The sequence below is a fragment of the Alkalinema sp. FACHB-956 genome, assembly GCF_014697025.1.
Taxonomy (GTDB): Bacteria; Cyanobacteriota; Cyanobacteriia; order Leptolyngbyales; family Leptolyngbyaceae; genus Alkalinema.
In genome coordinates this window covers 494,495-506,943 of the sequence record NZ_JACJRC010000001.1, presented here as the reverse complement: position 1 = coordinate 506,943, position 12,449 = coordinate 494,495, and the positions used below count along the sequence as shown (strand labels likewise).

7 protein-coding genes are annotated in these 12,449 nt (G+C 52.8%); 4 read left to right on the top strand and 3 right to left on the bottom strand.

Annotated features, from left to right (window positions below; all coding sequences use genetic code 11):
* Positions 1-11: 11 nt before the first annotated feature.
* From H6G21_RS25560 to H6G21_RS02035, 3 genes are all read right to left on the bottom strand, one after another.
* Complete coding sequence (locus H6G21_RS25560) at positions 12-2,660, bottom strand: SdrD B-like domain-containing protein (protein WP_190569950.1); 2,649 nt, start codon at positions 2,658-2,660, stop codon at positions 12-14.
* A gap of 77 nt (positions 2,661-2,737) precedes the next feature.
* Positions 2,738-3,295 carry a DUF11 domain-containing protein gene (locus H6G21_RS02040; protein WP_190569948.1) on the bottom strand — a complete coding sequence of 186 codons (558 nt, stop codon included), beginning with the start codon at positions 3,293-3,295 and terminating at the stop codon, positions 2,738-2,740.
* A gap of 171 nt (positions 3,296-3,466) precedes the next feature.
* Positions 3,467-5,962, bottom strand: coding sequence for a hypothetical protein (locus tag H6G21_RS02035; protein WP_190569946.1), 2,496 nt, complete (start codon positions 5,960-5,962; stop codon positions 3,467-3,469).
* A 560-nt stretch (positions 5,963-6,522) separates the two neighbouring features.
* On the opposite strand from H6G21_RS02035, the gene ggt reads away from it, so the two are divergent.
* The 4 genes from ggt (at position 6,523) to H6G21_RS02015 (ending at position 12,443) form a co-directional block, all read left to right on the top strand.
* Positions 6,523-8,229, top strand: coding sequence for a gamma-glutamyltransferase (gene ggt / locus H6G21_RS02030; protein ID WP_199306985.1), 1,707 nt, complete (start codon positions 6,523-6,525; stop codon positions 8,227-8,229).
* A gap of 234 nt (positions 8,230-8,463) precedes the next feature.
* Positions 8,464-9,513 carry a glycosyltransferase family 2 protein gene (locus tag H6G21_RS02025; RefSeq protein ID WP_199306960.1) on the top strand — a complete coding sequence of 350 codons (1,050 nt, stop codon included), beginning with the start codon at positions 8,464-8,466 and terminating at the stop codon, positions 9,511-9,513.
* 87 nt (positions 9,514-9,600) lie between these two features.
* Positions 9,601-11,478: an ABC transporter ATP-binding protein gene (locus tag H6G21_RS02020; RefSeq protein WP_190569944.1), complete on the top strand. Its 1,878-nt coding sequence runs from the start codon at positions 9,601-9,603 to the stop codon at positions 11,476-11,478.
* The gene (locus H6G21_RS02015) at positions 11,475-12,443 is read left to right on the top strand and encodes a glycosyltransferase family 10 (RefSeq protein ID WP_190569942.1); all 969 of its coding nucleotides are present in this window, start codon (positions 11,475-11,477) and stop codon (positions 12,441-12,443) included. The genes H6G21_RS02020 and H6G21_RS02015 overlap by 4 nt, the downstream gene beginning before the upstream one ends.
* Positions 12,444-12,449: the final 6 nt, after the last annotated feature.

Here is a 12,449-nt window from a genome sequence, read left to right as displayed (position 1 = left end):
CATCTAAGGCTTTACCGCAATTTGGTAGAAAATCGGAAGAAGCCAAAGCTGCCTGCGGGAAGTTGGTTGTTGGGGGCCGCCAAGCTATCGTTCACCACGTTTGTGACCACGGCTCCATCCACGCCGGTAATGGGTTGGCCCTGGTCATCCACCGTCGGACAGATCAAGCGCTTGCCTGTCCCTACCGGAAACTGGCTGGGCAGCATAGCCCCCGCCGGAAAAAATTCCCCCCGATCCTTCAGGTCTGGGCGGGCGGGATCGATCGAGTAATCGGGAATATCCGTTAATGCAGTTGTCGTATTGCCGATCGTTAGGCTCATGGAATTCGGCACATAGGTTGTATTATTCGGAATCCAATCGCAGAGATTCACATTCGTCGCGGGCAATCCTCCAGTTGAGAGGAAGTAAATGGTGTATTCGATCGTGGAACCGTTTTTCATCACCCCCGCATCGATCGCGCCCTTGAGAGAGTTACTGGGCCAACTGGGATGGTTATCATCGAGGGTATTGGAATCATCATCAAAAGCCGTCAGATCAACGATCGTGCCATTGGCTCGCCGACTGGTGGTGCTATTGTTGATAGCGGTAATCCGTTTCACCAACAGCAGCTTCGATTGACTTCCTAAGGGGTTGAGATCAAAGCCAAAATTCTGTCCAGTAATATCGCTCGTAGACAGTGTGACTGCTAAATTATTTGGCGTTCCCAATACGAATCCCGCTGGAATATCAGGATCACTAGTATCAACTTGAATTTTGTAATTTCCATTCACAACTCCTGCAAAGGTATAATCCCCATTAGCATCTGTTGTCGTAGTTTGCAGAACGTTGTTATTCGTATCCAGTAACTTAACTGTAATGTTGGCAGGTAATTTCGCTTCCGATCCACCGAGTTGATCATTCCCATCACTATCTCGATATAACGTTCCTGTAATTTTAGCCGTAATATTCAGCGTTGCTAATTCCGCTGAGCTTGGGAAAAACGTCCAAGTATCTACCCCTTTTGTATCTCCAAAAGAGCCATTGCACTTGACGTTGGCGTTCCCTCCGTTCGCTGCCCCAAATTTCCGGAATAATGCAGCACTACTATCGGTGCCTAAAATAGGATCGCTAAAAGCGGGGTTGGGTGCTCCGCCACCACAGAGAACCGATCCAACGGTACCCACGGTCGTCCCATTGGCAGTCACATAGCCCCGATCGTCGAAGTAGGCGATCGTATTTGATCCTAAAGGATGTACCCCATTCAGTAATTCAAACGTCGGCCCCCCATAGAAGTTATTTTCCGCATCCAATAACGGAAAGTGATATTCCCCAGAGTGCACCTTCGCTCGGACGGGATAGTTCGCACCGATCGGGAACGGGGTGCCATTGTTATCTTTACCGTTCCAAGGGACAGTTTGCACCCCTGCGGACAACATGACTCCGCGTAATACCCGGTTTTGCGGATGGGTCGGGTCAAAGTTGACACCATCCCGACTGATGACAATTTCGTAATTGCCCGCGATCGAACTATTGAAGGTAAAGGTGCCGCCAGTATTGACTTGGCTGGTATTCCCCGACAGACTGCCCGTGAACTGCAAGCTATCCATACTGGGTGGAATGGGTACGGTGGGAATGCCCGTTCCCACAACCAATCCATTGGGATCATAGCGATCGAGATAACTCAAGGATTGGGCATCCAGCGGATTGACAAACAACGGATACTGAGGCGGTGCTAACTTGGTACCACCATCGGGATTGGTAATGTTACCATCACTGCCCACCATATCGTGGTACAGCGGCGTCTTGCCATCACTATCCCAAAAGCCTACTTGGTTTCCGTAGAGTAGAAATCCGAGGGGATCTAACCCCCGCAACGTAATGCGGTATTGATACCCATCCGTAGTAACGGGATAAATTGGGAAATTCAATGGACGGCCATTGCCTCCAGTAAAGAGCGCAAAGTAATAGGTAAAGGCTCGGCCATTCAGATCAGCAATCGAAGCGGTATCACTGCTGCGAACGGTGATATCCCAAGCGGCTACACTGCCGTTCTGTTGTGCGGAAAAATTATTGGCATTGGCTAGGGCAATATCGCCGGGGGCAGATGCATCTCGGGCACTGTTGACGCCATCTGGCCCATAGAACGCAACACTATAAACCCCTGTTTGGGGCGCTCTGTAGTAGCAGGGGACATAACCTGTTGCATTGCCGCTCCCCGTAATCGCTTGGGGGCCTGCCAGTTCCTGGGTGCGGTTGGTGATTTGCCCCATCGTGGTAGAACTCAGGGCCGATCGCTGGGCCAAGCAGGAAAAGCTGGGACTAGCGGGCAACGTTTCATTGCCCACATTGCCGGTCACCAGCCCAGGGTTATACAGCACAATATCTCCCAACCCCACGCCGACGGCGGTGGAACCCAGCAGAATGTATTCATCCTTCTGGGCAAAGACCTTCATCAAGCTCCGCCGTCTAATCAACCCACCCACAAATTCCGTGCGCCATTCCAAATTTGCCCGTCGGGCTGCGGCTGGAGCCGTTGCGGGATAGAGTGTCCGGCTACCCTCTGCCACGACGGGTTGAGCAGTTAGGCCACTGAGTAGCAACAAGCCACCCAACGCACCCACGATCGCGCTAGCTTTACCCAGCCCTGCTTTACCCAACTTCGAGATCTTGAAATGACGCATCACGGAATTTGATCCCACTCGATCGAACAAGATAGTTATTTAGAAGAACCTACAAATTGAAAATGCCTAGAATGCCGTTATTTCACCCGGACTTGATAGGCCACATTGATTTCCCCCTGGGGCGCGATCGGATTCTGCCACTTCCAACGCACATGGGTGTAGGATTCAACGGGGGCTGGTCGAACTTCCACCTTGCCACTGAGGGTTTTCACCTCCACCATGGGTGCCGCCGAATAGTTTTTGCCCCCATCGATACTGAACAAAATTTCTACCCCCGCTTGCTTGGTTGCGGAATCTTTGAAATAAACGGTGTTTTGCGGAATGGGTTGGGTCAGGACAAGATTTTTTGCGCTGCCTTTGCCTTCATTTTTACCCTTAAGGGAGTAGCGAAGAACGTCACCAGTTTGAGCGGTCACTTGCTGGCCGACTTTTTCCCAGGTAATGCGCTCTTTGCCTTGGGCATCTTTGCTAACGATGCGCTTCTCACCGATCAAATTCAGCTTGATTTGCGGTTTTTCCGCTGTTTGGGCAATCGCGGGTCGGGTGTCCCAGCCAGAGACGATCGTCACAGTTGGAGCCATGACCATTAGTCCGATCGTGCTGAGTCCTGCAATCCAAAACCGTTTCATCATCATTTACCTAGTAGTTACTCAAGAGTTGACTCAATTCCAACCTAGCAATCTCTAGACAGTCCAAGCCAAGGGCTTATGCGTTGATTCCTTATTGTGCGGCATCTCTTTCATCTATCCCTCTGGTCTATCCTGGGCTGCTGTCCCACTCGACTACGTTGCGATCGACCCACCTCTTTAGTTGATTTTGCGGCGGAAGGTGAACTGACCACGGGCTTGGGGCTGAATCACGACACCGGGTTGGTGCACATAGCGGCTGACATCCGTTGCCTTAGTGGTTCCCGTTTGCTCGCCACTGGGCCAGTAGGTCGTCGTACCATTGGTGACAATAACGGAGGCGAGGACGTGGCTGGTCTGAATCAGGCCATTGGCTTCCTTAGCCCAGGTATTGTTGCCGTTGTCGCCATCCTCGGTCAGGGTGATGTTGTTGGCATTCAGGGTGACGTTACCCACCCCAACGGGCGAGATCGAAATATTTTCATAGGTCACGGCATACTCCAACAGTTGTCCGCGCTTGGCATTGGTTTGATCCGCTGCCACGGTGCCATTGGCTTCCAATAGCGTCACGGTTTTGGACAGTTTGAGAAACCCGGTGTACACCCGATCGAGGGTTCGATTCTGCATGGGCTCTACCGCGATCGGATCGGGGCGGGAGTCGCCATCTTGATCCACAAAGGCATAGAGCGGAACGGCAAAGCCTTTCCCGGTATCGGTGGACAGGGGCGTGCCAGCGGGGAGATCCACCGCAACGCTATAGTTCACCTGTTGGCCCGCTGCCAAACTAGGAATCTGGATGGGGCTACCAGACTGCAAAATAAAGTTGCCCACTGCGGTATCAAAGACGTACACCGCTGTTTGTCCACCATAGGTCAGGGTCACTTGAGTCTGGTTGGGCGGCAGTTGTTCCCCAGTCGTAGGGGTAAAATTAGCCGCATCGGGCACGAGCAATAGTCCGGTCAAGGTTGCTGTAGGACTGGGGTTACTGACGGTGTTCTGGAACGTGACCGCTGGTGGATCGATCGTGCTCCCCGGCAGGGCATTGGCAGGCAGGGCCGCACTCCGGTTGGTGAAATCGTCGTGATTATCCACCCGTCCCACGGCTCCCGGCATCCCGATCGGGCCATTCAGCACCGTCCCCGGCAGGGCAATTGTATAGACGTTATCCTCACCACCGGGGCCTTGGCCGGAGTTGTTGTTGGCGCTGTCTACGCCGTGGTTGGTCGGGTTAGCTTGGCCGTTGGGAATGGTGGCCGCACTGGGCGTCAGGCTGGCGGTGGCTCCTGGGGTGCCATTGTCGTTGAAGTTAGACGGCTGGGCGTCACCGGATTCGTCGTAAACCAGCGGTGCGGTGTTGCCTGTAATCCCTTCGGTTTGGCCGAACACCTGCGCAAGGTTGACAATATTGCTGGAACTGCCAGACGCGCCCGTGGTGCGCACTTTAAAGGTCAACCCCGTGACCCGGTAGTTCTTCGGAAGAGCCGTGGTGGCTGCATTGTAGACAAAGCCAACCCGCGTAATGGGTTGCCCAGAGGGTGGGGCAGCCGTGTACCAAGTAGCGGCGGGGGCCGGAGTCGAGAGGGGCGCATCGGTAAACACCGGAGTCCACTGCGGGTCGGACGATAGGGCTGACCCTGCAATGTAGTCGGTGTTTGCGGGTACAGCATCAGAAATCAGGACTCGGTTTGGCCCGATGCCCAGTACGTTAATACCCACCAGATTACCGGGGGTGAGGCCAGGACTCGCGATCGGGGCAGTGCCTTCCACCCGCAGCCCCAACTCATAGGTCAGTTCATCGTCCGTCAACACCGCGACGTTTTTGGCATCGTAGCTTTTCATCGTTTTCAGCACCGTGGCCAGGGCTTGGGCCTGGGCTCCCACCTTGAGGGACTGCACGGCGCTGGCTTCCCGTTCTTCCGTGGCGGGGAGGACGGCGGCGGTGGCTCCGGTTTCGCTGCTGGAGTCTAAGGTGCGGACTTCCGTGGGTAAAGCGGTATCGGGGGCGTCGGGCTGGTTTTGACTGCCTGGTGAGTTATCGTTGGCTCCCGTATCCCCCAAACGCACTGTGATATCTGCACCGGAAGCGGCTTGGGGTTGAATCGTCACCGGAATCGTCACGACGTAGGAATAACCCGCTGGCAGCACCCCCGTTGGCATCGCCCCGATCGCGGGTAAGCCAGGAATCGTACTGGTGCGGGCATTGGCTGGATTGGGATAGGTGACCAATACTGGGTTCGCAAAGTTGACTCGATTACCCTGGGCATCGAGGTAACCCGCAATGAAAACTTGCGCTGCTGTGCCGGGGCCAGCGACGATCGGAGCTGTGGGGATCAAGAGTTCAGTGGTGTCGTTGCCCACGTTAGTGACCTTGAACTCAAAATCCACACCATCGTTGGGTAAAACACTGCCCCCATTGCGATCGATCGTGGCAAGGGGCGTCACTAAAACCCCGGCAACTTCTGCCACCGCAACTTGAACGGTGTTAGATTTTGCGTCGTATTGCGCCCCATTGGGATCTTCATAGGCCGCCGTCGCCGTATTGCGAATGGCAGTTCCCGCAGGAACAACCTCAGCAACGGCAGGGGTAACACCAGCCAAAATACTTCCGGGCAAAATACTTCCGGCAATCAACAGAGACGCTAAGAGCCGAGAAGACGCAAAATAGCGCTTCTTCATTGTGGGTGTGCAAAAGGATCAAAAGGACGAAAACAACAGGACGAAAAAAGGTGAGATCAAATGAATGAGGTTCACCTAACTTTGGTAAGGACAACCTCAAGGCACAGATTCAATGTCGTAAATCAACTCAGTCACTAATCAATTTTTCTAGCCAGATTGATATCTTTCAGCAAGGTTTTCCACTACTTTTCCCCGATTGAGTTATCTAACGATCGCAGCAAATTTTGATCAAGGAAAATCTAGTGCAATTACTGAAGTTGATAGGCAACACATTCTTGATGGGTCATGGATTTACTAGATTTTACAGAGGTTATAAAAGCCGTTGTCTGCAGTGGCACAATGCCATAATGAAAGGCGATCGCTGCTTAATAACAGCCCCATTACTCACGCAGTCAGAAATTGTTAAGAGGTCGTCTGTGCAGGATTTAGCGTCAGTTTTTGTGCCAGGATTTCCGAACGATCGCGCCGGGATAGAAAACCGATCGGGCTGGACGATCGCCGCTCGATCTCTGAGTGTTTTGCTGCTGGTGGGCGGGGCGATCGGTCTGCTTCCAGTGGCCATGGCAGCCCCCACAGAACCCCTGCTCGATCGGGCCTCTAATGGCATGGTCACCTCAGCCCATCCCCTCGCTAGCCAGATCGGTCGGGATGTCCTGAAAAAAGGCGGCAATGCCGTGGATGCAGCGGTGGCGACCACCTTGGCCATTTCGGTAGTGGAACCCTTTTCGGCGGGGCTAGGCGGCGGTGGATTTCTCTTGTTCTACGATGGCAAAACGGGCAAGACCGTTGCCTTGGATTTTCGCGAACGGGCACCCCTGCAAGCCACCCGCAACCTCTATTTAGATGCCCGGGGCAAAGTTCGCCCGCAGGCCAGTACAAAAGGCGCTTTGGCGGTTGCGGTTCCAGGCACGATCGCAGGGCTAGCGGAGGTTCACCAACGCTACGGAAAATTGCCTTGGCAAACCTTGGTGGAACCCGCGATCGACCTGGCGGAGCAAGGTTTTCCCGTCAGTTGGCAATACACCCGCACCAGCCAAGGGGCGCAAGCGGTGCTACAACAGCCGGAAGCCCAGCGAATTTTTACGCACCAGGGCCAACCGCTGCAACCGGGCGATCGCTTGATACAAACGGACTTAGCCAAAACGCTGCGATCGATCGCGATTTCTCCCCAGAATTTCTACCGGGGCACCATTGCCCAGGCGATCGTCCAGGATGTGCAAGTTCAGGGCGGGATTTTGTCGATCGAAGATTTGCGTACCTATCGCCCGATTTGGCGACAACCCCTCTGTGGCCCCTTCCGGCAGTACCAAGTCTGTTCCATGCCGCCCCCTTCCTCCGGTGGGGTGCACCTGCTGCAAATGCTGAATCTATTGGATACCCCAGCGCTGCATACTGGAGGCTGGCACCATCCCGACACCGTGCAGATGATGGTGGAAGCGATGCGGATTGCCTACCGCGATCGGGCGCAGTATTTAGGTGATCCGGATTTTGTGGCGATTCCCGTGCAAGGGCTGATCAGTCCAGCCTATGCCCAGCGTCGTCGCACAGAAATTAAGCTCAACCAAGCCACTCCATCCGGTCAAGTTCCCTTGGTGGATCCTTGGGCGTTTCAACCCGTCAACCCAAAGGTTCCAGCGGCCAATCCTGCTGGGGTGAAACAGCTTAAACCGTTGCAGCCCCAGGAGTCCGATGATACCAGTCACCTCACCGTCGTCGATCGCGATCGTAATGCCGTCAGCCTGACGTTTACAATTAATCTCGGTTTTGGGTCAGGGGTGGTGCCCAAGGGGACGGGAGTTCTATTGAATAACGAAATGGATGACTTTGCCGTGGCTCCCAATACGCCCAATGCCTTTGGGCTGGTGGGGGATGAGGCCAATGCGATCGCCCCCCGCAAAACACCTTTGTCCAGCATGACTCCAACGATCGTCACTGAAAAGGGCAAGTTTCGCATGGCGGTGGGTTCCCCCGGTGGCAGTACGATTATCACCACCGTACTGCAAAGCTTGCTCAATCATCTGGTGCATGGCATGGACATCCGACGATCGATCGCCGCTCCCCGCATCCATCACCAGTGGTTGCCCGATGAACTGCGGGTGGAGCAATGGGGCTTAGATCCCTTAACGCGGCAAGCCCTGGAACATCGGGGACAGCTACTGCGCGATCGGGACAGTTGGGGCAATGCCAACGGGATTGTGGCGCTTCCCGACGGTCGTTTGGAGGGAGCCGCCGATCCGAGAGGAGAAGGCGCAGCGGCAGGTTGGTAATCGAGGGATAACTTTAACGCTGACGCTGACACTGACTCCGACTCCGACTCCGACACTGACTCCGAGCTAGGTGGTTGGAGAGGGCGTTTAAGAGAGCATTTGGCAAGGGGTTTGACAGGTCGTTTTCCCACAAATGGTTGATTTACCGATGAGGCTGTCCATACTGAAGGGGGATATCGGTCGGTTCAGGGGTTTCCTAGAGAGCCTATGCGTCGAAGGGATGGCACCGGATCAATGGCACGCAATCTAAATGGCACAACCATGGCACCTATGGCACCTAAAGTTTCCATCATCGTCAACTGTTACAACCAGAGCCAGTATTTGGCTCGATCGGTTCAAAGCGTCTTGGCGCAAACTTGGACGGATTTGGAATGCCTCATTATTGATGATGGTTCTACGGATGAAACCCCCCAGGTAGCAGCAGCCTTGGTGCAGCTCGATCCCCGCGTGCAGTATTTTCGCAAAGAGAACGGCGGACTGCCTGCTGCGCGCAACTTTGGAGTCGCCCAGGCCCAGGGGGAATGGATTCAGTGCTTGGATGCCGATGATTGGATTCATACCGATAAGATTCGGGCTCAACTGGCGCAGGTGGAAAATCGAGATCCCCAAGGGTTGGTGCTTTACTGCGATTATGAACGGGTGTTGTTGGATACTGCCGATCAAATTGTCGATCGCCAGCCCCACCCCATTGGTCAACTTTCTTCTGAAACGTTTGTGCAGCGGCTGTTGCTGCCAGATTTTTTGGTCAACACGCCCCATCCCGCATTGCAGCAATGTATGTTGATGCATCGCAGTGTCTTGGCATTGGCGAAATTCCCGGAGCAGTTCAAGGCATTGGGCGATCGGTATTTTGCGATCGAAATTTTGGAGCGAGGCGCAGAATTTATCCATACCCCGATGGTCGGTGCCTTTTACACGAAGCATCAAACCAACCGCACCAATCATTGGGTCTACATGTGCAGTTATTACATTCTGTTTTATGAAACCCTGGCGCAGCACTATCCCCAACGGCTCCCCCAATGCCAAGCGGCGATCGATCTTCTAGTCAATGAAGCCATTCAGGAAAAGCAGACGGAAAACTTCCAGCGTCTTGTCAAAATGCTGACGATTCCAGTGCATTTGAAACTCTGGAATCAGATTTGGACCGTGCGCCAACGTTGGCTCCTACAACTGCTGTATCAACTACGTTGCCGCACACCCAACTTTATTTTGTATGAGAAATACCGAGGCCCCCGTTCCCAGCGAGTTTTGCAGTCTTTACGACTCCTCAAAGCCAATTCATAAACTCCACTGTTTCAGCTTATTCCTCAACCTTGTCGTTCCCAATTTTGTTTTTTGATCTTGTTCTTCCGATCGCGGCCCTAGGCTCCCATGAATTCACCTAACCCCCTGCTGCTCAAATATATTCGTCGCTATCCTGGTTGGATTGTTCTCACCATTCTCCTAGGATTTTCCAGCGCGTTGTTTAACGGGGTGAGTACGGCACTCATCGCTCCAATTCTGCTAAATTTCCTAGGGCAAGCTGAGAGCATGAAAGGGTTGCCTCCGGTAATTGAGAAAACCCTGCGTTTCGCCGGACTGGATCAGAATCCCTCTGCGATCGTATTGTTCGGGGTGATTCTGGCGGCGATCGTTCTCAAAAATGCTGCGAGTTATGCAAGTACATTAAGTTCGACACATCTGATTCGGCTACTGACCAATGGGATGCGGCGGGATGCATTGAGATTGTTATTGCAGGTTGATCTGGATTTCTTTACGAAAAGTAAGGTGGGGGATCTCGTCAATCGCATTGGTTCTGAGGTGGGACAGTCTGCCAATGCCTTAAAAGCGACGATCGGGATTTGCATTAATATCATTACTATTTTTGTATTTTTAACGCTGTTGTTAGCGATTTCCTGGAAACTGACTATTATTTCTACAGCGTTATTGTCACTCGTTGCGATTGCCAATCAATATTTCGTTCGTCGGGCGAAACGCTTTGGTTATGAGTTATCGAATAACTCTCGACTGTATTCAGTGAAGTTGCTGGAAATCCTCAATGGGATTCGGTTAATTAAGGCAACGAGCAATGAATCAGCAGAATATGACAAAATTGAACGCATGATTTCCGATCGAGAAAAAGCGGATTTTCAATCCCAGGCCAATTTTGCGATCGTAGGCCCGGTTAATGAAGTTGCAGGTATTATAACGATTCTGTTGATCGTGATTTTAGGTCGATCGCTGTTTGCGGATCAAATTGCAGCCACTTCAGCATTGTTACTGAGTTATTTATTGCTACTCTTTCGAATGCTACCTGTGATTGGCCAGCTTAACAGTGCGCGAAATACCTTGGCCAATGCGACTCCCAGTCTCGCGATCGTGGAAGATCTGCTGCGATCCGACAATAAGCCCCTCATGCCCCAGCGCAATCTCTACGGCTACCAAGGACTAGAGACCGAAATTCGCTTTGATCAGGTTAGTTTTGCCTATCCCGGTCAAGAAAATCCTGTTTTGCGCCAGATTTCTCTAACGATTCCCAAGGGTAAAACTGTGGCTTTGGTCGGGGCGTCAGGAGCGGGAAAATCCACGATCGCCGATTTGCTCACCCGCTTTTACGATCCCACCGAAGGCTGGATTACCTTAGATGGCCAAGACTTGCGGGATTTCGATTTACGATCGTTGCGGCGGGCCATGGGGGTTGTCAGTCAGGATACGTTCCTGTTCAACGATACGATTCGCAATAACATTGCCTACGCTTGTCCTGATGTCACAGAAGCCGAGATTATTGCCGCTGCCCAACGGGCAAATGCCTATGAGTTCATTCAAAAATTACCCCAAGGTTTAGATACGCTCATCGGAGATCGGGGGGTGTTACTCTCCGGGGGACAGCGACAACGGCTCGCGATCGCCCGTGCCCTCCTGCGCGATCCGGAAATTTTGATTCTGGATGAAGCCACCAGTGCGCTGGATACGGTATCCGAGCGTTTGGTGCAACAGGCAATCGATGATTTAAGCCGCGATCGCACAACATTGGTGATTGCCCACCGACTTTCGACCATTCAAAAGGCCCATCAAGTGGTGGCCCTCGATCGAGGCCGCGTCGTGGAACAGGGAACCCACGCCGAACTGCTCCAGCAGGGCGGTTACTACGCCAAACTTTGTGCCATGCAGTTTAGTGATTCCAGTCACCACACCCCATTGGATTCTAATCTCTCCACGCAGGACAGCTGTTTAGACGATCTAGCAAGTTCCCAGGAGGTGGTGCGATGAATCGAACTGTGATTGGGATGATGAGCAGTTATGTGGGGCTGAACCCCTGCTCGATCGATTGGCTTTGGAATCAAGCAAAGCAACCCTTTGGCCAATGGGATCGTATTCAGATTTTGGCCAATGCGGAGCGTCCGGATTTTATGCTGATGTATAACTTCCATGACTTTCCCCAGGTTCCACAAAGGCATTGGAATCCCCTCAAAAATCAACGCCGACAAAAGCAATTTATCGATCTGCAAACAGCGCTAGAGGCTAAACGCCGAGGGGTTCCCCCGGAACGCACCCTTTTTCTCTGGCGCGAACCTCCGCTGGCAGAAATTGTCCATAAAAATATCGCCACCTATAACCAGGCAAAACCCTACTGCCACTATATTTCTGGGCCAGATGACCACGCTCCCCAACCGGACTATATGCCCGCAATTTGGTATGTTAACAACACCTTTGCGGAACTGGAGCAAATGCCGCCACCGCCCAAGGTCAAGCCCTGTAGCTGGATTACTTCTGGCATCGATCGCACGGCTAATCACCGGACTCGTCTGGCATTTCTCCAACTAATTCATGAAAGTGATCTGGACTGTGACTTTTATGGTCGGGGATTGCCTACTTGGGCCAAGGCCAGTGCAATTAATAACAAGTGGTATGGCATGGCTCCCTATTACTACAATTTGTCGATCGAAAACTATGCGGACAATGACTGGTATGTCAGCGAAAAGCTATGGGATTCGCTGCTGAGCTGGTGTTTGCCAATTTACTACGGCGGATCTGCTGCGGATAAGCTTTTGCCGCCCGGTAGTTTTCTGCGACTGCCCAGTTTGGATGAAAAAGGCTTGCAGTACATTCGGGAAGTGACGGCAACCCCGGATGCTTGGTATGAAGCCAAGGACGCGATCGCCGAAGCCCGTCAAATCATCCTGCACAAGTTGAATTTGGTGAATTGGCTGGCAGAGTATGTGGCAAAGTTTTAGGTGCAG